The following is a 25,084-nucleotide window of genomic DNA, read 5'->3' as shown; positions in this document are numbered from 1 at the left end:
GTTAATTTTCGGATGAACACGTTTTAAAAAGTGTAGCGCTTTTTAGAGCTACACAGCTGGGCATTACAGCAGGGCACTACAGCAAGGTATTACACTAAGCGATTACGTGATTGCTGCTGCGTAAACACCACAATATTTAAACTTACCTCATTTACCAAACGTACAATTGACTCTGTGCTTGCCCAAGCAATATGTGGCGTAAGCAGTAAGTTATTGCCTTTATAATTAGCCAGTGGGTTAGTTAGTTCAGCGGGCTCTTTAGTCAGCACATCAACCCCGGCACCTGCAATTAAGTTTTGCTCAAGAGCGGTTGCTAAGTCTGCTTCGTTAATAATGCCGCCACGTGCAGTATTAATGATAATGCTACTTGGCTTCATCATTTTAAGCTCATTGAGTGTAATTAGATCGCGAGTTTCATCGGTTAATGGGCAGTGCACACTAATTATATCGGCGGTTTTAATTGCTTGTTCAAAAGGGATACGACCTTCACGGCACTGTGTCCCTTTGCGCTCGGCAGTAATTACATTTGCGCCAAAAGCGCTAGCAACCGTTGCAACCGCGCTACCAAGTGTTCCACCACCAATAATAGCGAATGTTTTGTCTTGTAAATCGTTAAAGCTATAATCTAGGCGGCAAAACATTTCACTTTTTTGCCATGCACCTTGTTGGCAGTCCGCTTGGTAGCGATGTGTATTACCTAATAAATTAGTGATTAAAGAAAAGGTATGTTGTACTACAGAGGGGGTTGAATAGCCGGCAACGTTAGTTACTGCAATACCAAGCTCTTTAGCTGCTACTAAATCTACATTATTAGTACCAGTGGCACTAACACAAATTAGCTTTAGTGATTTTAATTGGCTCATAGTTTCACGGTTTACAACTGCTTTGTTGGTAATTAAAACGTCAGCATTTTTACTATGAGCAACAACTTGCTCCGCACTTGTTAATTCATGAACGGTAAGCTCACCTAATTGAGCAATACAATCAAGTGATGTTTTAGCAAGAGTCGCATTATCGAGAATAGTAATTTTCATATTTTTTCCTAAAATTAAACCCCATTTAAGAGAGTTATTTGCAATGCTTGCATTGCTTGATTTGAGGTTGGAAATATTTGCAGTACTAATGAAAGCAAATACAGCGCAGCATACGTATGCAAGATTAATACACTAAAGTACTATAAAGCATACACTTTGTTAATTTTAAAGTCGTAAAAACGTAGGCCAACTTAAATGTGGTCTGCCCACTAGGTTAGTTGTTACATGCTACCCTTTACGGCTATTTTGTTGTACTGCCGTCGCCATGCAGCTTTAGTAAAGCTATTTGCTTTAACTAATATTCACTATAAATAACAACAGGGCAATGTAAGTTGCATCAAGTGTGCAAACTTATAAACTTGCCGACTAAACTATAACTCTATTTGAACTAGGTAAATCGAACTTTAGTATTGCTAGTTTCGTATTTTTGATTGAGTTATAATCAAAATTAGACACGACGGTGCGCTTTGGCGTGCCGTTTTTAACTTTGTAGATGCGCTAAATGATTGAATTAGAAGATAAGTACGCTGACATAAGACCTTACAATGATGATGAAGTTGCCACTTCGCTGAAGCGTTTAATTGACGATAATGCATTTATTGATGTAATTGCAAAGTACAATTTACCACGCATTTTATCGGCAATTCCATTTGTTGCACGACCATTAATTAGACAGCAACTACGTAAAAAATGGGGCCAAATTAATAGCGTTGAAGATGTACAAAATGAAGTTGCAAAGTATTTAAATAAGTTAGTAAAACGCACTACGTCAGAAGTCACTTTTTCAGGGTTGGATAAACTAGACCCTAATCAGGCCTATTTATTTATATCGAATCATCGTGACATTGTGCTCGATCCGGCTTTAGTAAATTGGGGATTGTTTCAACATAAAATGAAAACAGTGCGCATTGCAATAGGAGATAATTTATTGCAAAGACCCTATATCACTGAGCTTATGCGATTAAATAAAAGCTTTATAGTAAAGCGATCTGCAAAAGCCCCTAAAGAAATGCTTAAAGCATTAACGCAGTTATCTTCCTATATTTATGACTCACTAACAGCAGGAAACTCTATTTGGATAGCGCAAAAAGAAGGGCGAGCAAAAGACGGTGTAGATCAAACCGATCCGGCACTACTAAAAATGCTACAACTAAATGGGCGTAAGCAAAAAAAAGAATTTGGCGATTATATTAAAGAGCTAAAAATAGTGCCGGTATCAATATCGTATCAATACGAACCCTGCGCAATTGCTAAAGCAAAAGAGCTTTATCATAAACAACACCATGGTCAATATGTAAAATCTGTAGGTGAAGACATAGCCAGTATTGTTGAAGGTTTTAGCTCATCTAAAGGACATATTCATTTAGCTTTTGGACAGCCGATAGAGTCACATTGCGACAGCGCAGATGAGCTGGCTAAAACAATAGATAAACAAATAATAGATTCATTTTATTTGCACCCAGGTAACTTTATAGCAGGCGGCTGTACAGAAGCAGTCATTAATAAAGCCGACGCTGCAAAGTTTGCAAAACGTATGGATAAAGTGCCCGAAGAGCTTAAACCTTTGGTATTAGCTATGTATGCAAAGCCATATCATCGTAAAGCAGAAGTAAATATTAAAAGTTGTGAGCATTAAAAGCTAAAGCTGCTTTTTGTTACGGCACTTTAGCTAAAGCGAAGTAAATTTGTATTACAGCTTCAGCGCATGTTGGGCTGTGGTTTATGCCCCGGCTGATACCTACATTTTATCTGGTTAAGAGATTTACTAAACGTCCAGAGCTAATTACTCACAAAGCTGCTCTTTGAGTAAATAACGCTATACTTAACCTGTATCTTTATAAGTGTGGGGAGGGGCAATGCAACAAATTGAAATATTTGATATTCCAAGCCCTTGCAAGAGTATTTGTTTGGTTAATAATAGGGGATATTGTAAAGGTTGTTATCGTAGCCGCGATGAGCGTTTTTTATGGAATTCGTTAACCAACGCACAAAAGAAAAAAGTATTAAATTTGTGCCAGCAGCGCTACAAGCGTTTTATACAAAAAAACTAGACGTTACTGCCGCTAGCGAATTAATTAATCAGCAAGGTTTTGACTTTTAGTTAGGGGGCGTGCCCTTTGTTGATTAAATTCGTAATTATCTGAGCCAATAAGCTATTAAATCCCCAAACATAATATAGCATTTAGCTGACTAAGCTTGTTGGCCTAGATGCTTTATTAAAGCAGCATTCATAACTATTTATAAGTATAATAAAACATCTTTAGTAAGTAATAGGAGTTACTGTGAGTTTTAATTTATGTAATTTACCTCGTGAACAAAAGTATCAAATTCAGTTAGATTATGAGGCTTCTTTTTGGGCGTATCAAATTAAGCGCGGGAAAAAAACACGTGAGCAAATATATAACACCCTCCATAGTCGCCCTATTGCAGAGCAAGCTTCTTTAAAGCAACAATTTGAAAGGTATTTAGCGCTAATGTTAGGCTAATGTTGTGCTTACTTGAGCAGCTCGAGTTGATTTAAAACCTCTTTAGTTTATAGGATTTATACATTCATCTCTAAAAGTAGACCTGATTTATACCGCATTATTGGTTTTAACTCGATATTAACATATAATCATTCCTTAGTAGTGCTTTTGGTGTGTACCAATATCGTATATCGTCGCAGTCAAATACCTATCAAAAGCAACATAATAAGTGGGATCAAGAATGGGTAAAGCTATTAACAGAACAATAAGTTGCTTGCTCGCACTTATGCTAATAATGAGCAGCCAAATAAACGCACAAGTGAAGCGTTTATCTCCTAGTGAGGGGCTATCTCAAAGCTATGTTAATACTATGCTTATTGATAATAACGGTTACTTATGGCTGGCAACAGAAGGTGGCCTTAACCGTTATGATGGCTACCAAGTAATGCCAATTAACGGGCCTAATGGTGAGCTTGAAGAAGCTATTATTGACCGCATATATCAAGACACCCAAGGGCATATTTGGATTGCCTCACTGCTGGCAGGGCTATTTCGCTATGATCCAGCTACCGATTCTTATAAACAGTTTTTAGAAAAGCCGCTAAGCGAAGAGCAGATAATTAATCAATCTGTTTTTAGCATGTTAGCAATAGATGATAAAACCCTCTGGATTGGCCGAGGCCGTGACTTTGCAAAGCTTGATATTGAAAGTGGTGAAATAACCACTATTTTTGAGCTTCCGAGTAAATACAAAAGTACCCTAGTTAGAAAGTTATTTTATTATAATGGCTATATATTTATTGGTACGAGTCATGGTGCTTATGTGTTTGATATTGCCAGTGAAAAAGTGCGGCCATTAGAGCATTTACGCGCAGAGGCTGAGCATATTTACCAAAATAATGTGAAGTCATTTGCTATTGCTAACAATAATCAGCTATTAGTGGGCGCTGTTAAAGGGTTGTACCAAGTTGATATTAGCAATTTATCGAGCATGTTTGAGCGCCCCGATGTGGCATTTAACAATAGTGTATTGCTTGATAATTTAAACATTTGGCAAATTACAAATGACCATGAAAAAATTGATTTAGCCACTGATAAAGGGTTGTTCAAGTTTAATTTAAAAACGGGGGAAATAATAAAAAACACCCGCATTAACCAAAGTAAATATACCCTAGCCGATACGAGTATTATTGATATGGTTAAAGATAATTCTGGTGGAACATGGGTGGCCACTAAAACAGATGGGGCGTTTTATTTAGCCAATAATAACTATCAGTTTACCAATGTTGAGGGCAGCATGCTTGGCGGTGACGGCTTATCGCATCATTCTATTTGGGGTATTACTGAGTATAAAGACAAGCTATGGCTAGCTACGCATAATGGTTTAACTGAAGTTGATTTAAAAACAAATATAGGCAAAACGTATTTACAAGATTTTAAAGTTGATTTGCTAACCACTGAATTTACTATTTATAAAATAATGCCTTATAAAAATAAATTATGGCTGCACTCCAACAGAGGTTTATTTATTTTTGACCCTGTTAGCCTGCAATTAACTGAGCCGCAAACACAAAATCCGAGCAACCAAAAGCTGATCGCCGGCTGGGTTCATGGTGTTACTTTAATGCCCGATGGTAACTTGTACTATGTGCACTCAGATCATGGCATGCTTATGTATAATATTAATACCCAGCAACTAACCCAGTTAGAGGGCGAGTTTACTCAGTTTGACCCTTTTTTAGCGCATGGGTTTTTACCACCATTATCGACACAACCAGATAAACCTTTATTTTTTAGTGGTGGGATTTTATATCAAGTTAATCCTCACAGTTTAACTCTAAAAATAATATATAAGGTTCCTAAACAACATGAAAATGTTGCCATAAATGTGCTGTCGTATGAAGTTGATCGTAATAATATTTTATGGCTCTCGTTATCCAACTTTGGCCTGATTGGCATTGATGCCTTAACGTATGAACTTGTTCATACTATTGATTTAGACAAAAACAAATTGGGTACCTTATTGTACGATATGGTGCTTGATGACGATGGCATGATTTGGATGAGTAGTCATAAAGGCATTTGGCGTTTAAACCCGACTACACTGCATTTTCAGCAATTTACTACGTCAGAAGGGCTGCTCTCTGCAGAATTTAACAGCGGCGCTATGGCACATTTAAAAGATGGGCGTATTGCTTATGGTAGCCTAAAAGGCTTTACCTATTTTCACCCAATGAACAATCAAAACACCAAAGCGTTAATTGATCACGTTAATATTACTCGGATCAATTTAATGTCGCGAAACTTGTCGCTTAATTTACAGCAACCACTTGAAGAAATAACATTAAATCATGACGATATAGGTTTAGAAATAGCTTTTTCGGCAATGTCGTTTAGTTTTCAAGAGCGGATTATTTATGAGTATCAGCTCGATAACGGGCAAAAAAGTTATACCCGTAACAACAGAGTGTTATTTCCAAAATTAAATCCGGGTAACTACCAATTAAAAGTGTGGGCTAAAGACCCATTAACCGGCGAATATACGTCGCCCGCTAGTTTAAAAATAAAAGTGAAATACCCACTATGGCGTGCCCCTTATTTTGTGGTGCTATATGCATTATTGTTAATTGCTTTAGTGGTTGCTTGGGTAATGCGCCGCAATAAAATACAGCGTATTTTATTGGCAGCTCACAAAGAAAGTAAAGAAAGCGAAGCGCGTTTAAAACTGGCACTAGAGGGCAGTGAATCCGGGGTTTGGGACTGGCAGTCAAGCAGCCTTAGTATTTATCAACCGCGGTTAATAAATGAATTAGGCTACAGCGTTGAATGCGTAAATTTAGATGACTATTTAGTAAAAATACACCCACAAGACAGACCTTTATTTAGATTGGAGTGGTTAGAGTTTTTATCTACAGATAAAGGATCTTTTAATTGTACCTACAGGCTTAGGCATGCAAAAGGGCATTGGCGCTGGTACAAAGATTTTGGCAAAGTAGTAGAGTGGCATAATAAATTACCGCAAAAAGTGGCCGGAACTTACACCAATATGACCCGTGAAATGGTGTTTGAAGAGCATGCTCGCTTATTCGCAGCAGCCTTTGAGCAAACTCGCGATTGGGTATTTATACTCGATAAAAACTTTAATATACGCGCCTCTAATAAATCCTTGCAAACTGCGTTTAACTTCCCAGCTGAGCCGCGCTCTAGTCGAGTACTTAATTTAGGAATTTCGCGCAGCAGCCGCTTTGATTACTTGCGCATTATGCAAAAGCTCAATGTAGGGGAGCACTTTTCTTGCGAAGACACAGTAACATTGGTTAATAACGAGCAACGCCACGTGCTTGTTAAAATAAGTGCAGTTGCCGATAACGAACACAGACTAACCAGTTACGTTGTTATTTTAACCGATATTAATGCACAAAAATTAGCAGAAAATGAGCTGCATATACTCGCCAACTACGATCAGCTAACTAGCCTGCCAAATAGGGCATTATTTAATGACCGTGTAATACATGCCATTGATCAAGCACAGCGCCATAACAGTAAGGTTGCTTTGCTGCATATTAATATTAAACGCTTTAAACACTTTAATGATTCGTTAGGGCGAGAAGTTGCCGATGAATTGATTAAAACAGTGGCAGAGCGATTAAAAAGTACCTTACGCCCCAGCGATAGCGTAGCTCGATTTGGTGGTGATGAATTTGTTGTGTTGGTGGAAGATATACAGCAAATAGAAGAGGTATTGCTCGTTTGCACTAAATTAATGGGCTGTGTTAATAAAAATATTGCCCTTAATGGTCAAATAATTAATATTAATTTAAGCATTGGTGTTGCCACATATCCAGGTGATGCGCAGCAATATAAAGATCTATTAAAAGCTGCCAATATTGCTTTATACCACGCTAAAGATAATTTAGAAGGGAGCTATAAGTTTTATAAGCAAGAGATGAATCAACGGGTGCAAAAAGCACTGCACCTAGAATCGCAGTTAACTAAAGCGCATCAAGAGCATGAATTTTGTAATTATTATCAACCTATTATAAGTGCTAATAGCCAAAAAACCGAAGGCTTTGAAGTATTGCTACGCTGGCCAAAAAATCAATTAGTGAACACTCAAGAGTTTTCGTTAGCGGCAGAGAGTATTGGTTTAATTACAAAAATAATGCTGCAAACATTGGGCCGTGCTTTAGAAGAGTTAGTGGCTTGGCGCAAAATTGCTCCCGAGTTATATTTGTCGATTAACTTATCGGCACTCGATTTTGAATTTGAACACTTGGTGCCTGAAATTAAAAAGGCATTAATTAAAGCAGCTATCCCTTCTAAGGCGATTGTATTTGAAATAACAGAATCAATATTAATGCGCGATTCAAAGCAGGCCTTATCGAGTATGGATATGTTAAAACAACTAGGTTGTAGGCTTTATATGGATGACTTTGGTACAGGTTACGCATCGTTAACTTATTTGAAGCGCTTTCCTATTGATGTATTAAAAATTGACCGTAGTTTTGTACAAGATATAGGGGTTGATTCTAATGATGAGGCAATTATTCAATCTACGCTTACTTTAGCCCACAGCTTAAATAAAGAATGTGTGGCAGAAGGCATTGAAAGTACCCATCAATTAGTATTTTTAAAAGCACTTGGTTGCGACTATTTTCAAGGTTATTTATTTAGTAAACCTGTGCCCACAAATGCTGTTATTCCTTTAATTACTCGCGATTGGAGCGACGTGTTTAAGCAAGATTAAAGGAAAGCCCTTAGTGTGCAGTTGCCAGCTAAAAGCTGACAACTACTTTTAACCTATTTATGGGCGCTTGCCACAGTTTCTACAAAACATGTGTTCGCTGCGCTCGTTAAGCTGAACTTTTATGGCTTTATTGGCCTCTAGTTTACTCAGCCCTAGTTTGTAACGCAGATCTTCAAGGTGACTGAGGTGCTCCTCGCTGAGAGTGCCGTTAGTGATCTGTTCATGTACTGCATTTTCGAATACTTGACGGCGTTTGCGTACTTGCTCAGAAAAGCTCGATGCAAGTAAACCGGTAGGCACTGCAACCATTCCCATACTCACTAGGGTTATTACCCCACCAAATAGTTTACCAATAGGTGTTATGGGCACTACGTCGCCGTAACCTACGGTAGTTAGCGTTGCCATAGCCCACCACATTGCCGCAGGGATAGAGCCAAATTTATCGGGCTGTATATCGTGTTCAAGCAAGTAAATACCACAAGAGGCTAAAATAAGCACCACGGCCATAATAAAAAATGCCGCTAAAAGTGTACTGCCTTCATCAATAAAGGCTTGTAACAGCAACTGCATAGCACGCGAATAACGGGTTAACTTAAATACTCGCAGTAACCTTAAAACTCGTAAAAAGCGCAAATCTAGCATAAAGAAAAACATCAATAAGCTAGGTAATATAGCAATTAAATCAATTAATGCTAAAGGCGAAAAAATATAGTGCAAGCGTCGTTTGGTATTTGAGCCCTCAATAGCTGCATATTTAACTCTGTCTACACAGGTCCAAAGCCGTATTATGTATTCAATAGAAAATATAGTTATGGAAACAATTTCTAATAAGAAAAATTCTTCATGGTACTGCTTAGCAATACTCGATACAGACTCAAGTACAATGGCAACTACGTTGACCATTATGAGACAAACCAGCATTACATCAAGTATGTGCCCCGCGCGCTGATACTCTCCAGAGGCTTCAAAAGTGTGCGCAATTTTTTGTCTAAGTTTTCGTATATAGTTCATTTATAGTTTAAGTACCATATTTATACTGCCTTCTTCAAAGTCGCGGCTTATTTTAAAGCCCAATTTACGCGCAAGCTCAATCATGCCGGTATTCTCTGGTAAAGTAATCCCTTCAATAGATTTAACTCCTTGGCGCTTACAGTGCTCAATTGCGGCTGTCATTAATATACGACCTAGGCCAAGGCCTTGGCAGTCTGAGCGCACTACAACGGCAAATTCGGCCTGTAAATTATCAGGATCCATAATAACGCGCGATACGCCAAGAGTGCGAGGCTGCCCTTGATATGTTTGAGATACAATAAAGGCCATTTCACGGTCGTAATCTATTTGCGTCATTTTAGCGAGTTGGTCGTGATTAAACTGCCTTAACTCCCCAAAAAATCGTTTATAGCGATCCTCTTTAGTTAAAGACTGATCGAACTGCTGATGTGCTTGCTCATCTTCTGGTTTAATTGGGCGCAGCGTCGCTTGGGTATTATTTTTTAACGTTACGGCCTCTACCAATTCAATCGGGTAGGGGCGAATAGATAAACGTTTACGATGCGTTTGCACTCGATAGCGGTTAATGGTCATGGTGGCGTCCAGCACTAAAAATTGCCCATTACTGGCTAATATAGGGTTGAGCTCTAAGGAACTAATGTCGGGCTGATCAATTACTAACTGCGAGATGCGAGTAAGCAGTGCGCAGAGCCGGTATTTATCTACTTTTTCAGGTAGAATACGATCCTTTAGTACGCCTTTATCGTGCGCCGCGGCAATTAAGTATTTTGCTAGGTTCATATTTAGCGGGGGCAAAGCTACTGCTGCTTGTGCGTATTCAAGGCCGGTGCCTGCTTCTCCTAGTAAAATAACGGGACCAAAATTAGGCTCTGTTTTTATTGCTATTCGCAGCTCGTTGGCTCCGGCACGCGGCGCCATTTTTTGTAGCGAAAAACCATCAATAATGGCATCGGGATAAGTGTTCTTTATTCTTAATAACATCGAAAAAGCAGTTTGCTCTACTTCTTGAGCGTCATTTAAGTTAAGCACTACGCCACCCACTTCAGATTTTGAAGGAATGCTTGGGCTAATTAATTTTAGCGCCACCGGAAACCCTAACTCAATGGCTTGCTCTTTTGCTTCTGTTGGCGTGTAAGCCACTTCGGTTTGAATACACTCAATACCGTAATGACTTAAAATTTGGCTCGCTTGATGGGTCGGTAAATAACTTTGTCCTTCTTCTAAAAATTCATTTACTAAGGCTTTAGCTGCCGACTTATTAATTTTTGTATCTACGGTATTCGACTCAGGTGTTTGGGTTAAATGCTTTTGATTGCGTCGATAACTAACTAAGTGCATAAAGGCCCCAACAGCGCCCTCGGGAGTACGATAAGTTGGGATCGCGTTATTAGCGCAAACACGCCTAGCAGCATAGGCGGCATCTTCACCGGTAAAGTTAGTAATAACATACGGGCGCGCCATTTTTGGGAGTGCTTGTAAGGTTTTAACAATAATATTTGCATAGTCTTCGCTAGGTGCTAGCGCAGATGGAGTGTGAATAATCAGTAAGTTTTTTACTTCAGGAGCTTTAAGTAGAATTTCTAACGCCTGCTTATAGCGGCTCGGGGCTGAGTCACCAAAAATATCCACCGGGTTTGAGGCCTTCTCTGAGCGAGGAATTACTTTATTGAGTGCATCACATGTCTCTTCACTCAATTGCGTTAATTTACCTGAACTTTGTATTAGCTCATCTACTGCCATTACGCCAGGGCCGCCACCATTGGTTAAAATAGTGAGCTGCTCTACTTTTAATAATTTTGGGTGCATGGCTAATGTTTGCGTTGCAGCAAATAGCTCGCGTAAATCGTTTACTCTTAACATACCCGCGCGCTGAAATAGAGCATCGTATACCGCATCTGAGCTATGCGCTATTCCCGATTGAGCTTCAGCGGCAATAGCGCCCGCATGGGTCCTGCCCGTTTTAATTACAATTACGGGTTTGCTAAAAGCAGCCGCTCGAGCGGCTGAAATAAAGCTGCGACTGTCCTCAATGTTATCTATGTAGAGCAAAATAGCCGTAGTTTTAGCATCGCGACCTAAAAAGTCGAGCAATTCAGTAAATTTAATATCCAGACAATCGCCCATTGACACAAAGTAAGAAAAGCCAATTTCTTTATTTTTTGCCCAATCTAAAATGGTTGAGCACACTGCCGCCGATTGTGAAACGAAAGCGAGTTTGCCAGGGCTCGCTACGGTATGTGAAAAGCTGGCATTTAGGCCAATATGAGGAATTAATAACCCTAAAGAATTTGGGCCCAACAGCGTAACTTGATGGCTACGTGCGCACTCTTTTAAAGTTTGTTTTTGTGCGTTACTTAAGCCGTCAGCAATGATGATGGCATTATGACAGCCCAGTTTTCCAAGTTGCTCAATAATAAGATCTAAAGTGTTTTTATTAGTACAAATAACCGCGAGATCAGGTACTTTTGGCAAAGCATCAATACTAGGGTATGCCAGTACACCATGCACCGCAGTGTGGTTTGGCGTTACTGGCATAATTGGCCCTTTAAAACCACTTTGCAATAAGTTGCGCATAACTACATAACCAGCGCGGGTTGGCGTGTTAGATGCACCAATAACGGCTACCGAGCTTGGGTTAAAAAACTGACTGATCCGCTTGAGACTCATGGCTTTTCCTATGCTGATTAATCTTTGCTATCTATTATTTCACAATGTACTCTGTTTATATTATATTTTCGAGCGTTTAGGGTTGTTTTAGGCGCTTAACAAGGGAGTTTTAATGAATAAAGTATCTAACTTTAATATTGTTATTGCGGCTATTTGTTTAAGTATAGGCCTAATTAGCTTAGGATTTATTTTAAAAGGTGCTGCGCTTGATATCAAAGGTATGGAACGTACCGTACAAGTAAAAGGATTGGCTGAGCAAGAAGTGCTGGCCGATACTGTGATCTGGCCACTGCAATTTAGTGATGCCGACAATAACTTAGAAGCGTTAGTGAGTAGAGTTGAGGGCAAAAACGATGCAGTAATTGCATTTTTAAAGTTACACGGCTTTGATGATGAAGAAATTAGCACTGGCAGCCAATCAATTATAGATAAACAAGCTCGCGAATACGGCAGCGAAAATCAACAATTTAGATATATAGTGCGCTCTAATATTATTGTTTATTCAAATGCGCCCGACAAAGTAAAAAATGCCCTGAGCAAGGTAAGTCAGCTGGCTAAGCAAAATATTGCCATAGTGCAAGATAACTACGAAACCCGTGTGGAGTATATGTTCACTGGTTTAAACGACATTAAACCAGCAATGGTACAAGAGGCCACCGAAAAAGCCCGTGAAGTTGCGACTAAATTTGCCAAAGACTCAAATTCAAAATTAGGTAAAATAAAAACGGCTCGCCAAGGGCAATTTAGCATTAGTGATCGTGACTCTAATACGCCGCAAATCAAAAATATTCGCGTGGTTACGAGTGTTGAATATTATCTTTCTGACTAAGTAAATTAATCACTTGAGTTATTGAGCGCTGTAAATAGGCAGCGCTTAATAAAAGCGTGGTTTCGTTTACCGTATTGCTTTGTAATACATTTAATAATTGCTGTTTTGCTTGTGCATTTTGCTTTTGCTCCATTTCCATTAATGCGAGTAGCGCCGAGAACTCATGCTTTATTGGCGTAGTCGGTTTATTTGCATAAGCAATATAACAGGCAACTGGCGTTAACCCTTGCAGGTTAGGCTGTGCCAGCGCTTTTAGTAAGTCATCGTTAGATTCAAATAACATTAACGAACGTACATAGTTAAACGGTAAATTATCTGCATCAGGGTGTTTAAATACAGTATGCAACACAGTGTTACCGGCCTCATTTTGCGCCAAAAAACCCTTGTTAACTTTAAGCGCAGGTGTAAAAAAGCTTAATGCGTCTAGGGTGCTTAGTTGGCTAATAAACGATGTTGGTAAAGGGTTACTGGTTAAAATACGGATTGCCACATTTTGCATAAAGTTATATTTAACACTCATTCGCTGCGCGCTTTGATACAAGTGCATTAATTGGCTTGCTTGCTGAGCAGGGGTTAACTGCTTAAAGTCGTTATCAAGCTCGTCGAGTTGATACTTAGCAAGGCGTGCGTTAAGTAATTGTATGCATAATTCCATGGCTTATCTCCTTAGTTTATTATTACCTAGCCTGAACACTGGTTAAGAGATTTACTAATGTATTGAATCATAGTTATATTTAATTTTATTATCCGGAGCTCAGGTTACCTACTCTAGCTTAAACAATTGGCTTATAAAACAAAAAAAGGCCGCATAAGCGACCTTCTATATTGTTACTGAGTTATTACAAGTTAAGCTTGTTTACTTGCTATCCACTGATTAACAAAGTTTTCTAGTACGTTAAGTGGTACAGGGCCATTTTTAAGCACTACGTCGTGGAACTGGCGAATATCAAACTTATCACCTAGTTGCTGCTTTGCATTTTCACGTAGTTCTAAAATCTTCAGCATACCCACTTTATAAGCAGTTGCTTGCGATGGCATTACAATGTGACGCTCAACCATTTTAACCCCGTCAGAGGTCGCATTAGGTGTGTTATTTACGTAGTAATCAATACCTTGTTGGCGGTTCCACTGCATAGCGTGAATACCTGTATCAACCACTAAACGTGCTGCGCGCCATAATTCCATCGAAAGGCGACCAAAGTCAGAATATGGGTCTTCGTATAAGCCCATTTCTTTTGGTACTAGCTCAGAGTATAAACCCCAACCTTCAATATAAGCAGTGTAGCCACCAAATTTACGAAACTTAGGCACGCCTTCTAGCTCTTGCGAAATTGCAATTTGCATATGATGCCCCGGAATGCCTTCATGATAGGCTAGTGCTTCCATTTGGTAAGTGGGCATAGCTTCCATGTCGTAAAGGTTGGCGTAGTAAACACCTGGACGAGAGCCATCTGGTGCAGGTTGTTGATAAAACGCTTTGCCAGCTGCTTTTTCACGAAATGCTTCAACGCGTTTTACAATCATATCGGCTTTTGGTTTTACAATAAATAACTCATCAAGACGCGACTTCATATTATTAATTAGGTCGGTTGCTTGGCTAATATATTGCTCTTTAGCTGCATCAGTATTTGGTAAATAAAACTGCTTGTCGGTTTTCATAAACTGCATGAAAGCGGCTAAATCGCCTTTAAAACCTACTTTATCTTTAATGGCGCGCATTTCGTCATGAATACGAGCTACTTCAGCAAGGCCAATAGCGTGTATTTCTTTTGCTGTTAGGTCTGTGGTGGTGGTGCGCTTTAACGCATTGTTATAAAACGCTTCGCCATCAGGAAATTTCCATGCACCGTCGCGGTTATCTGCGCGCTTTTCAAGTTGGGCTATATAATTAATCAGTTTAGAGTAAGCAGGTTTAACCGCCGACTTTAAAGCATCTACTGCATCAGCTGTTAAGCTGTCTTTTTCGCTTTGATTGATTTCTAGTTTATTAACTTTGCGTTTAAAGTCGCTAAGCAATGTAGAGTCGTCGCCTTGCTCAAATGGAGCGCCTTTTATAATATTTTTACTTGAGTCGATAACATGCGGGAATACAAACTTAGGGGCAATAATGCCTTTTTCAGCACGTACTTCTAAATCAGTAATTAACTGATCAAATACTGCTGGCACACCGTTTAAGCGAGATATATACGCTTTAGCGTCTTTTACATCACTTACTTGATGCTGGTTAATTAAAAATGCCGCGATCATAGAGTGAGTGCCGTACATTTGGTTTACCGGGTAACTGTGGTAACGCCATTTGAAGTCAGCAATTGAGTTTTCAAGATCTTGCTTTTTTAAGTCGTAACTTACTTTAGTTGCATCATCAAGCTGAGCACGATTAATGCTATTAAGCGTTACTAAATCAGCTTTGGTTTGTGCAAAATCTTTTAATTTTTTAGCTTCGCTACCATCGTCCCACTTGTCGTAATCTTGCTTAATACCCATGTAAGTTTGATACACAGGGCTGCTCATTACGTCACGAGTAAAGGTATCTTCAAAAAATGTATTTGCTTTGTTTATTTCGCTTTGTACTGGTTGTGCCTGTACCGCAGGTACTGCTGTTACTTGTTGTGTAGCTTGCTGGCAACCCGCAAGTAGTGCAACGCTTACTGCAGCTGCAATAAAAGTAAATTTACGCATTATTTATCCTCTTGATGTTAGAAATTTATTATTATAATTTTGTAGAGCCTAGAGCCTAGAGCCTAGAGCCTAGAGCCTAGAGCCTAGAGCCTAGAGCCTAGAGCCTAGAGCCTAGAGCCTAGAGTTAAACAAATAACTCTAGCAGATCATTTAAAAAGCGCTGACCTTTCAGTGTTACTTGCCAATGGCTATCGGTTTGTATTAATAAGCCCGTTTTAATTGCCTGTTGTAGCGCGTGTTGTTGGCTTTGTAATGGCTGCTGTGTAAGCGCATTAAAGTCGTTAATAGGGCAAGGCTCTACTAGACGAAAGCGATTCATAAAAAACTCAAATGCTAAATCGTCTTGTTCAACCTGCCAGCTTTTAAACAAGTAAGGTTTGATCAGATCCATGTAACCACGCGGGTGCTTAACTTTTTCGGTGCGGGTTATTATGCCTGTATTTGCATCAGTTACCTTACCATGCGCGCCACAACCAATACCGATATAATCGCCAAAACGCCAATAATTTAAGTTGTGTTGGCATTGATAGCCGGGCTTTGCATAGCCTGATATTTCGTATTGCAGGTAACCTGCTTGGGCAAGTAACTCTTGGCCTTGCTCTTGAATGTCCCATAGGGTTTCGTCTTGTGGCAGGGTAGGCGGCTTAGAAGCAAATTGTGTATTGGGCTCAATAGTAAGCTGATACCAAGAAATATGCGGCGGGTTAAAGGCAATGATTTGCTTTAAATCACCCAGTGCATCATCGAGAGTTTGCCCAGGTAAGCCATGCATTAAATCAAGATTAAAGCTATTTAACCCCGCTTCTTTAGCTTGCTCTGCGGCGTAGTTTGCCTCGTCGCTGCCATGAATACGGCCAAGCGCTTTAAGCTTGTCGTTTTGCATGCTTTGCACACCAATAGAAATGCGGTTAATACCTGCTTTTACATAATCTTTAAAGCGGCCAGTTTCAACGGTGCCTGGGTTTGCTTCAAGGGTTATTTCGCAGTTATCTTCAAGCCCAATAAGGCTTTTAACCTCACTAAGTAGGCGTGTGTAAGCTGCGCCAGTTAATAAGCTAGGTGTGCCACCACCAATAAAAATACTATGAATTTTACGCCCTTGCACCAAATGCAGGTCGGCTTTTAAATCATCAATTAAATGCTGCACATATTCAGCTTCAGGAATTTCACCTTTTTGTCCGTGGCTATTAAAGTCGCAATATGGGCATTTTTGCACGCACCAAGGTACGTGCACATATAAGCTTAGTGGTGGTAGGTTCACAGGCCGCCTTTTAGCTTAAGTTGCTGTAGTAAATTTTGTAATGCTTGACCGCGATGGCTAATGGCATTTTTTTGCTCTTTTGTAAGCTCGGCACTGGTGCAATTAAGCGTTGGTACAAAAAATACCGGGTCGTAACCAAAGCCGCCTTCGCCATTTTGGGTTAGGGTTATTTCACCTTCCCAACTGGCACTACAAATAAGCGGAGTTGGGTCATTAGCGTGGCGCATTAATACCAGTACACACCAAAAGCGTGCGGTTCTAATTGGGTTATTACCCAGCTCAAGTAGTAGCTTATCTATGTTATCTTGATCGGTTGCACCTGCACCGGCAAAGCGCGCCGAGTACACACCTGGCGCACCATTTAAACCATCTACTTCTAATCCCGAGTCATCAGCAATAGCAGGCATACCGGTAATTAGGGCAGCATGGCGGGCTTTAATAATGGCATTTTCTACAAAAGTGGTACCGGTTTCGGCCACCTCACCTACGTTAAAGTCGCTTTGCGGCACAACATTAATATTGAGTGGGCTGAGCATGTTTGCAAGTTCATTTACTTTGCCAGGGTTGCCTGTGGCAAGTACTAAAGTTTTTATCATAAGTTATTTAATCTACGTAAAATTTTTGCTGAAACTGTAATTTTTGAAATTGTGAGTCTTGCTGTATTTCAATCTCAAAACGTAAAACTTCTTCGTTAGTGTAGTTAACTTGAGCAAGGTAATAAATTGCATCGCCTTCAATTACTTCTTTAAAGTTAAGCGTTTGTTTATTGCCTAGTAGATTTTTAGCTGTGCCTTTTAGCACGGCCTTTTGCGCCGTGTTATTGGTATCATTAGCTAATATAGATATATTAACAATCCCTTTGTAGCCGCTACGCTCAAGGCGATAAGCTTGGGCTATTTTAGGTTGCACAAAGGTTGAAGGAAAAGCGATGTAATGTACTTGCCATTGACCTAACTCTTTGTACTGCGCGCCGGAAACTTGCTCACTGTGGGCATTAAAGGTAAAAGCTAAACAGGTAATAAAAAACAATTTAATTAACCGTTGCATAATTAACTCCTAAAACATAAAAAAGAGGTCTTGTGACCTCTTTAGCTAAAATAAGCGCTTAAACTAACAGATCCATAAGCAGCATTTGTAAAAACTGAATACCAATAATAAGCACTAAAACCGATAAATCTAAGCCACCTAGCGATGGTAGAATTTTACGAATAGGTTTTAACATAGGTTCAGTCAGCTGGTGGAATACCGCTTCTATTGGGTTGTAGCCTTGGCTAACCCAGCTTAGAATAGCGCGAATAATAAGTACCCAAAAAACTAAGTTTAAACCTTCTTTTAGTACGGTGATTAATGCTTGAATAAGTACTGGTTGTATAGCCCATGACTTATAAATAAGCCACATAAGCACACTTATTTTGGCTGCGGCAACAAAAAATGCCAGCAATAGCGAGGCTAAATCAAGGCCTCCAAACCCAGGAATAACTTTACGCAGTGGCTTTACTGCGAAAGAGGTGGCTTTAACCACAAATTGGCTCATTGGGTTGTAAAAGTCGGCTTTTGCCCACTGTAGCCAAAAACGCAGTAATACCACCATTAAAAATAGATCAAACAGGGTGCTGATTAAAAATTGCATGGCATTCATAATTTAACCTTCTTAAAGTTCTTGTTCCATTTGCTGTGCACGCGTAATACACGCATCCATGGCATCGGCAACGGTTTGGGTTAAGCCTTTATCTTTTAAATGCTCAACGGCTGCATGCGTAGTACCACCTTTAGATGTTACGTTTGAGCGTAACTGCGAAATGGTTATATCGGGTTGGCTTAGTGCCATTTCGGCAGCGCCAAGTGCTGTTTGTTGTACTAAGCGACGTGCATCTGCATCGTTAAAGCCCAGTGCTTTGGCTTTCTCTTCTATGGCTTCCATAAATAAGAAAAAATAAGCAGGCGATGAGCCTGTAACTGCAATAATATCGTTAATTTGCGATTCTTGCTCAACCCACACTACAATGCCAGTGCATTCAAAAACTTGTTGTACAAATTCGTGCTCGCTTGGCGTTTCGCCAGTGCCATATAAACCGGATACACCACGGCCAAGTAGCGAAGGTGTATTAGGCATACAACGTATCATTTTCACGTCTTGGCCAAGCATTTCGCGCAAACGTTTTACGGTTAAACCAGCTGCTACTGAAATAAACAGTTTATCGCTAAAGTCGACACCCGACTCTTGAAACGATTTACATAAATCGCCCATCATTTGTGGTTTAACAGAAAGTACAATTACGTCAGCATCGCGCAGGGCTTCGTTATTGTCACTGGTGGTTTTCACCTTGAAATCGGCTGCCACTTTGGCCAGCTTTTCTTGGTTACGGTTTGTGGCAATAATATTGTTTGCATTAAACCCATTTTTTACCATGCCACCAATAATGGCGTAGCTCATATTACCTGTGCCTATAAATGCGATTGTTTTATCTGACATATATCTGTTATCACCTTTTAAGTTCGTGTGCCAAAAATGTCTGTGCCGATCCTCACCATGGTTGAGCCTGCACTAATTGCAGCTTCAACATCATTGCTCATCCCCATCGACAAAGTATCTACTTGAGGATATTGGGTCTGTAGTTTATCAAAGCAAGTTTGTAATTGCTTAAAATATTGAGTTTGCGTTGTAATATCATCGCTTTTAGCCGGAATAGCCATTAGTCCGCGTAAAGTTAATTGTTCACATTGGTTAATAAAACTGGCCAGTTCGGCTACTTCATTAAGCTGGCAACCCGACTTAGCCTCTTCATTACTAATATTTACTTGAATAAGTACATTAAGCGCGGCTTTATCGGCTGGTCGTTGGCTGTTTAAGCGTTTCGCTATTTTAATCCGATCAACACTTTGTACCCAAGCAAAATTGGCGGCCACTAATGCGCTTTTATTTGATTGAATAGGGCCAATGAAATGCCAAATGATATCGCTATATGCGTGTAGTTGCGCTATTTTATCTACAGCCTCTTGAACATAAGACTCACCAAATTGGCGTTGGCCATGCTTGTAGGCAGCAATAATATCGGCACTTGGTTTGGTTTTTGATACTGCAAGTAAGGTTATTTCGTTACTATTTCGTTGGGCGTTTTTTGCCGCTACTGCAATTCTAGCGTAGGCGGATGTGAGTCGTTCTGCTATTGTAACCATATATTTATCAGTTAGTTGTGGAGTCATAAATGGATATTACCGAATTATTGGCGTTTAGTGTGCAACACAAAGCATCCGATTTACATTTATCATCAGGGGTTTCACCTATGATACGCGTAGACGGCGATGTGCGGCGTATTAATATACCAGCACTAGGAGACAAAGATGTAAACAACCTAGTTTACGATATTATGAACGATAACCAGCGCAAGGACTACGAACAAAATCTCGAAGTGGATTTTTCATTTGAAGTGCCTAATTTAGCACGTTTTCGTGTTAATGCCTTTAATACTCATCGTGGCCCAGCCGCTGTATTTCGTACGATCCCCAGTGAAGTGCTCACACTAGATGATTTAGGTGCTCCCGATATTTTTAAAACCATTGCCGATAATCCTCGCGGCTTAGTATTAGTAACTGGCCCTACAGGGTCAGGTAAGTCGACAACATTAGCGGCTATGGTTGATTATATAAATCAAACAAAACATCACCATATTCTCACTATTGAAGATCCAATAGAGTTTGTCCACGATAACAAATTAAGTCTGATTAACCAGCGAGAAGTACATCGCGACACACATAGCTTTAAAAATGCGCTACGCAGTGCACTTCGTGAAGATCCAGATGTAATATTAGTTGGTGAATTACGTGATCTGGAAACCATTCGCCTGGCAATGACAGCAGCCGAAACTGGTCACTTAGTATTTGGCACTTTGCACACCACCTCTGCACCTAAAACCATTGACCGTATTATAGATGTATTCCCAGGTGAAGAAAAAGCCATGATCCGCTCTATGCTCTCGGAATCATTACGTGCGGTAATTTCGCAAACCCTGCTTAAAAAAATTGGCGGTGGGCGAGTAGCTGCTCACGAAATTATGCTTGCAGTACCTGCTATTCGTAACTTAATTCGTGAAGATAAAGTGGCGCAAATGTACTCGTCTATTCAAACTGGCGCTTCGCATGGAATGCAAACAATGGATCAATGTTTAACAAACTTAGTTAATCATGGCATTGTTACCAATATTGCAGCGCAAGCTAAAGCGCAAGACAAAACTCAGTTCGGTGGTTAAGGAATACTAATGGCTTTATCTTTAAATAACTTTTTACAAATAATGATAGATAAAAAAGGCTCTGATTTATTTGTTTCAAGCCAACTGCCTATCAGCGCTAAAATTAATGGTGAATTAACCCCGCTTGATGATGAGCCGCTCAGCGATGAGCAATCACTTGAGTTGGTTGAATCGGCAATGAGTGAAAAACAAAAAGCCGAGTTTCATACAACGAAAGAATGCAACTTTGCGATTGCCACTGACGAAGGACGTTTTCGTGTTTCGGCATTTTGGCAGCGCGATAAAGCGGGCATGGTTATTCGTCGTATTGTTACTAAAATACCTGAAATTGGCGAACTTGGGCTGCCGTCTACACTTACCGATGTGATTATGTCGAAACGTGGTTTAGTGCTATTTGTGGGGGGAACCGGTACGGGTAAGTCAACCTCACTTGCTGCACTTATTGGCTATAGAAACCGTAATCAGCGCGGACATATATTAACCATTGAAGACCCGATTGAGTTTGTACACGAACACCGTAAAAGTATTATTACTCAACGCGAAGTAGGGCTAGATACCGAAAGTTTTGAGTCAGCGCTTAAAAGCTCGTTACGCCAAGCACCCGACGTAATATTAATAGGCGAAATACGCTCACAAGAAACCATGGAGTATGCATTAAGCTTTGCAGAAACAGGGCACTTATGTGTGGCTACCTTGCATGCAAACAACGCTAACCAGGCGATAGATCGGATCATGCATTTAGTGCCAAAAGAAAAGCACGATAAGCTTAAGTACGATCTAGCATTAAATTTACGCGCTATTATTGCCCAGCAGCTGATCCCCACATCTGACGGGCAAGGTCGAGTTGCTGCTATTGAAATATTACTTAATTCACCTATGGTTGCAGAGCTAATTAAAAATGGTGATATAGGCGGTATTAAAGAAACCATGGCTAAATCGAAAGAAATGGGTATGCAGACCTTTGATCAGGCCTTATTTGAGCTGTATAAACAGCAACGAATCAATTATGCAGATGCATTGCACCATGCCGATTCGGCGAACGATTTGCGCTTAATGATAAAGCTGCGCAACAATGAGCAGCAAGGGGCGGGCTTTTTACAAGGGGTCACTATTGATGGCCTTGATGATAAAGGCAATATTAGTTAAGTTAAAGAGAAGGCTTTGGGTATCAGCTTAAAAGCTCTGATATTCAAAGCCTAACACCTAATATTTTTACTCACCGTAACTTGTTTCAAAAAAGCTCTCTAAAATAATCACCGCAGACATGTTATCTACTTTGCCTTTGCCTAAGTTTTTATAACCGCCTTGCTCAAACAAGCGCGCTTTAGCATCGGCGGTGGTTAAGCGCTCATCTTGTGTTTCTACCGGTATGGCATAGTGATTGTGTAATCGATTAGCAAACTTTTTAGCTTTAAAAGTTACCTCTTGGGCGGTGCCATCCATATTTAGCGGTAAACCTACCACCATTAAATCGGGTTGCCATTCGTTTACTTGTACTGCTATGTCATCCCAATTAGGAATGCCATCTTGTGCTTTTACAGCTTTAAGGCTCGATGCGCTGCCAGTGAGCTCTTGACCTATAGCAATACCAATACTTTTGGTGCCAAAGTCAAAGCCCATTACAGTACGCTGGCCTTGCGGCTTGAAGTTTTTTTTTGTCATAAGTTTATCTTGTTAAGCATGACCAGCTTCAGGGCTGAGTTGACTTATATCAAAGCCCAGCATAGAAACTGCTTTTTCCCAGCGTTTTTCAACGGGGGTGTCAAAAATAATTTTCGGATCAGCTTTAATTATCAGCCAGCTATTATCCAATAGCTCTTGTTCTAATTGACCTTGCTCCCAGCCAGAGTAGCCCAAAGTAATAATAAATTGTTCAGGTGCTTGTGCTGTGGTTAACGAAGCGAGTACATCTTTAGAGGTGGTGATCATGATATCACTGCTGAGCGTTTGGCTCGCAGAGTAACCATGCTTTGGAGAGTGCAGTACAAAACCACGGTCGGTTTTAACCGGCCCGCCAGCATATACGCTAACTTGCGCTGCTTGCTGAGTTTTGTCGTTATCAATTTCTATTTTATCGAGTAACTCACCTACGGTAATATTAATAGGTTGGTTGATTACCAAGCCCATAGCCCCGTCTTCATTGTGCTCACAAATATAGGTAACAGCACGTTTAAAAAAAGGGTCTTGCATCGACGGCATTGCGATTAAAAAATGATTTTCTAATGACTGCATAGATTTCACCCTTTTTAGTTAATGAATTTTTAGTATGGCACATACCCATGTTTTTAAAACAAAATAAGCACTTTCATACGATTTAAAAATAATGAATACCTTAAACCTTACAATATGAAAGCGCTTTTAATAACGCTAACTTATTTAGCGAGTCGTTTTTCAATTGCGTCAAATAAAATACCCGTAATTGAAATATCGTACGCCGCTTCAATTTCTTTAACACAGGTTGGTGCGGTTACGTTAATTTCGGTTAATTTGTCGCCAATAATATCTAAGCCGACAAAAATTAGGCCTTTTTCTTTAAGTGTTGGTGCCACAGCTTGTGCAATTTTTAAATCGGATTCACTTAAAGGACGTGCTTCGCCGCGTCCACCTACGGCTAAGTTACCGCGTGTTTCTCCGTTTTGTGGAATACGCGCCAAGCAATATGGAATTACTTCGCCATCAACAACCAATACGCGCTTATCGCCTTGAGTGATCTCTGGAACATAATTTTGTACCATGGCAAAGCGACTGCCGTGCTCGGTTAATGTTTCACAAATTACACCAATGTTAGCATCGTCTGCTTTAACTCTAAAAATCGACGCGCCACCCATGCCATCAAGCGGTTTTAAAATAATGTCTTTATGCTGCGCTAAAAACTCACGAATTTGCTTTTGGCTGCGCGTTACTAAAGTGTCGGGCGTGTGTTCGCTAAACCAAGCTGTAAACAGCTTTTCGTTTGCGTCGCGCAGGCTTTGTGGCTTGTTAACTATGAGTGTACCTGCTTGTTCGGCACGCTCTAAAATATACGTTGCGTATATGTATTCGGTATCAAAAGGGGGATCTTTACGCATTAAAATAACGTCTAAATCGCCAAGTGCAATAGTGGTTTTTTGCTCAAGCTGGTACCAATTGTTTGGATCGTCAAAAACCTGTGCTTTTGCAGCTGTAGCATATGCCTGACCTTGGCGTAGTGAAAGATCATCCATTTCCATATAGTAAATTTCATAGCCACGTGCTTGCGCTTGCATCATCATTGCAAAACCAGTGTCTTTTTTAATATTAAATCCGCTAATAGGATCTGAAATAATGCCTAACTTAATTGCCATGCGCTGTGCCTTAATATGAATATTAATATATATATGTGGGTACTTTTAGTTATTTCAATTAGCTAAGTCGCCAAACTGCAGCTGTAATGCACTTAAAACAGTTAATGCTGCTGTTTCGGTGCGTAATACGCGCGGGCCTAAGCGAATATCTACAAAGTTTTGTTGCTTTGTTTGCGCCATTTCCTCATCAGTAAAGCCGCCTTCAGGGCCAACTAAAAAGCGTACGCCATCTTTTGGGACGGTAATTGTTTTGATACTGTGCTCGGCACGTGGATGCAAAGTGAGCTTAATTGCTGCACTTTGCTGTGCAAGCCATTGCTTTAGATCTACCGGCGGATGAACAACAGGTACAAAATTACGCCCAGATTGCTCTGCGGCGGCTATGGCTATTTTTTGCCATTGTTGGTGTTTTTTATCAAGTCGATCGCCCATCAATTTAACGCCGCAACGCTGACTAAAAATAGGGGTGATTTCGGTAATACCCAGTTCCACCGATTTTTGAATGGTAAAATCCATTTTATCGCCACGCGATACGCATTGGCCTAAGTGAATTTTTAAGGGCGACTCTACATCATGAGTATTTAGCTGTTGTGGCATAACCACGACATTTTTTTTAGTCACCTCAATAATTTCACTAAGGTATTCACCGCCTTCACCATTAAAAATAGACACGTGCTCGCCTACTTTCATTCGCAATACTCGGCCAATATGCCCTGCAGCGTCGTCATCTAATGTAACGGGAGTGTTTAAGGCAATACTCGATGCCTGATAAATATGAGGAACTCGCATGTGGTGTCACTTATTGGTTAGTGCATAAAAGT

The 25,084-nt window shown here is 40.1% G+C and carries 21 protein-coding genes and 1 pseudogene; 7 read left to right on the top strand and 15 right to left on the bottom strand.

The window, feature by feature from the left end:
• Positions 1-89: 89 nt before the first annotated feature.
• A complete protein-coding gene (locus I6E78_RS01040; RefSeq protein ID WP_197181807.1) occupies positions 90-1,034 on the bottom strand; it encodes a D-2-hydroxyacid dehydrogenase in 945 nt (314 codons plus the stop codon).
• Between the two features lie 502 nt (positions 1,035-1,536).
• Between I6E78_RS01040 and I6E78_RS01035 the strand changes: the two genes are divergently transcribed.
• From I6E78_RS01035 to I6E78_RS01020, 4 genes and pseudogenes are all read left to right on the top strand, one after another.
• Positions 1,537-2,670 carry a 1-acyl-sn-glycerol-3-phosphate acyltransferase gene (locus I6E78_RS01035; RefSeq protein ID WP_011329266.1) on the top strand — a complete coding sequence of 378 codons (1,134 nt, stop codon included), beginning with the start codon at positions 1,537-1,539 and terminating at the stop codon, positions 2,668-2,670.
• Positions 2,671-2,890: 220 nt separating this feature from the next.
• Positions 2,891-3,135, top strand: a pseudogene (locus I6E78_RS01030) (DUF1289 domain-containing protein).
• A 181-nt stretch (positions 3,136-3,316) separates the two neighbouring features.
• Positions 3,317-3,520, top strand: coding sequence for a DUF3283 family protein (locus I6E78_RS01025; protein ID WP_011329264.1), 204 nt, complete (start codon positions 3,317-3,319; stop codon positions 3,518-3,520).
• Between the two features lie 220 nt (positions 3,521-3,740).
• Complete coding sequence (locus tag I6E78_RS01020) at positions 3,741-8,246, top strand: EAL domain-containing protein (RefSeq protein ID WP_197181805.1); 4,506 nt, start codon at positions 3,741-3,743, stop codon at positions 8,244-8,246.
• 57 nt (positions 8,247-8,303) lie between these two features.
• Here the strand turns inward: I6E78_RS01020 and I6E78_RS01015 are convergent, their stop codons facing one another.
• Positions 8,304-9,257 (bottom strand): ion transporter, encoded by a 954-nt coding sequence (locus I6E78_RS01015; RefSeq protein ID WP_011329262.1) that lies wholly within the window; start codon positions 9,255-9,257, stop codon positions 8,304-8,306.
• The gene (locus I6E78_RS01010; protein ID WP_011329261.1) at positions 9,258-11,924 is read right to left on the bottom strand and encodes a bifunctional acetate--CoA ligase family protein/GNAT family N-acetyltransferase; all 2,667 of its coding nucleotides are present in this window, start codon (positions 11,922-11,924) and stop codon (positions 9,258-9,260) included.
• A gap of 112 nt (positions 11,925-12,036) precedes the next feature.
• On the opposite strand from I6E78_RS01010, the gene I6E78_RS01005 reads away from it, so the two are divergent.
• Positions 12,037-12,753, top strand: a complete 717-nt coding sequence (locus I6E78_RS01005; protein WP_011329260.1) for an SIMPL domain-containing protein — start codon at positions 12,037-12,039, stop codon at positions 12,751-12,753.
• Here I6E78_RS01005 and I6E78_RS01000 read toward each other — a convergent pair.
• The 8 genes from I6E78_RS01000 to I6E78_RS00965 form a co-directional block, all read right to left on the bottom strand.
• A complete protein-coding gene (locus I6E78_RS01000) occupies positions 12,722-13,408 on the bottom strand; it encodes a hypothetical protein (protein ID WP_192531892.1) in 687 nt (228 codons plus the stop codon). The two genes, I6E78_RS01005 and I6E78_RS01000, sit on opposite strands and share 32 nt — an antisense overlap.
• A 191-nt stretch (positions 13,409-13,599) precedes the next feature.
• Positions 13,600-15,432 carry a DUF885 domain-containing protein gene (locus I6E78_RS00995; RefSeq protein ID WP_197181804.1) on the bottom strand — a complete coding sequence of 611 codons (1,833 nt, stop codon included), beginning with the start codon at positions 15,430-15,432 and terminating at the stop codon, positions 13,600-13,602.
• Between the two features lie 124 nt (positions 15,433-15,556).
• Positions 15,557-16,693, bottom strand: a complete 1,137-nt coding sequence (gene hemW / locus I6E78_RS00990) for a radical SAM family heme chaperone HemW (RefSeq protein ID WP_197181803.1) — start codon at positions 16,691-16,693, stop codon at positions 15,557-15,559.
• The gene (rdgB, locus tag I6E78_RS00985; RefSeq protein ID WP_041454577.1) at positions 16,690-17,289 is read right to left on the bottom strand and encodes an RdgB/HAM1 family non-canonical purine NTP pyrophosphatase; all 600 of its coding nucleotides are present in this window, start codon (positions 17,287-17,289) and stop codon (positions 16,690-16,692) included. Before rdgB ends, hemW begins: the two co-directional genes overlap by 4 nt.
• A gap of 7 nt (positions 17,290-17,296) precedes the next feature.
• Complete coding sequence (locus tag I6E78_RS00980) at positions 17,297-17,740, bottom strand: DUF4426 domain-containing protein (RefSeq protein WP_197181802.1); 444 nt, start codon at positions 17,738-17,740, stop codon at positions 17,297-17,299.
• A 58-nt stretch (positions 17,741-17,798) separates the two neighbouring features.
• Positions 17,799-18,332: a YggT family protein gene (locus I6E78_RS00975; protein WP_089368759.1), complete on the bottom strand. Its 534-nt coding sequence runs from the start codon at positions 18,330-18,332 to the stop codon at positions 17,799-17,801.
• A 12-nt stretch (positions 18,333-18,344) separates the two neighbouring features.
• Positions 18,345-19,166, bottom strand: coding sequence for a pyrroline-5-carboxylate reductase (gene proC, locus I6E78_RS00970; protein WP_197181801.1), 822 nt, complete (start codon positions 19,164-19,166; stop codon positions 18,345-18,347).
• 17 nt (positions 19,167-19,183) lie between these two features.
• A complete protein-coding gene (locus I6E78_RS00965; RefSeq protein WP_011329252.1) occupies positions 19,184-19,897 on the bottom strand; it encodes a YggS family pyridoxal phosphate-dependent enzyme in 714 nt (237 codons plus the stop codon).
• Positions 19,898-19,899: 2 nt separating this feature from the next.
• On the opposite strand from I6E78_RS00965, the gene I6E78_RS00960 reads away from it, so the two are divergent.
• Both I6E78_RS00960 and I6E78_RS00955 read left to right on the top strand, forming a co-directional pair.
• On the top strand, positions 19,900-20,940 hold the full coding sequence (locus tag I6E78_RS00960; protein ID WP_041454575.1) for a type IV pilus twitching motility protein PilT: 1,041 nt from the start codon (positions 19,900-19,902) through the stop codon (positions 20,938-20,940).
• A 9-nt stretch (positions 20,941-20,949) separates the two neighbouring features.
• Positions 20,950-22,086, top strand: a complete 1,137-nt coding sequence (locus I6E78_RS00955; RefSeq protein WP_011329250.1) for a PilT/PilU family type 4a pilus ATPase — start codon at positions 20,950-20,952, stop codon at positions 22,084-22,086.
• Positions 22,087-22,152: 66 nt separating this feature from the next.
• On the opposite strand, the gene ruvX is transcribed toward I6E78_RS00955, so the two are convergent.
• The 4 genes from ruvX to rsmE form a co-directional block, all read right to left on the bottom strand.
• The gene (gene ruvX, locus I6E78_RS00950) at positions 22,153-22,602 is read right to left on the bottom strand and encodes a Holliday junction resolvase RuvX (RefSeq protein WP_011329249.1); all 450 of its coding nucleotides are present in this window, start codon (positions 22,600-22,602) and stop codon (positions 22,153-22,155) included.
• Between the two features lie 12 nt (positions 22,603-22,614).
• Complete coding sequence (locus I6E78_RS00945; protein WP_058374183.1) at positions 22,615-23,172, bottom strand: YqgE/AlgH family protein; 558 nt, start codon at positions 23,170-23,172, stop codon at positions 22,615-22,617.
• 140 nt (positions 23,173-23,312) lie between these two features.
• Positions 23,313-24,263, bottom strand: a complete 951-nt coding sequence (gene gshB, locus I6E78_RS00940; protein WP_089368758.1) for a glutathione synthase — start codon at positions 24,261-24,263, stop codon at positions 23,313-23,315.
• A 54-nt stretch (positions 24,264-24,317) separates the two neighbouring features.
• Positions 24,318-25,052: a 16S rRNA (uracil(1498)-N(3))-methyltransferase gene (gene rsmE / locus I6E78_RS00935; protein ID WP_011329246.1), complete on the bottom strand. Its 735-nt coding sequence runs from the start codon at positions 25,050-25,052 to the stop codon at positions 24,318-24,320.
• Between the last annotated feature and the right edge of the window lie 32 nt (positions 25,053-25,084).

This window comes from Pseudoalteromonas sp. NZS127 (assembly GCF_015864805.1).
Taxonomy (GTDB): Bacteria; Pseudomonadota; Gammaproteobacteria; order Enterobacterales; family Alteromonadaceae; genus Pseudoalteromonas; species Pseudoalteromonas nigrifaciens.
This window is presented reverse-complemented; position numbering and strand designations above follow the sequence as displayed.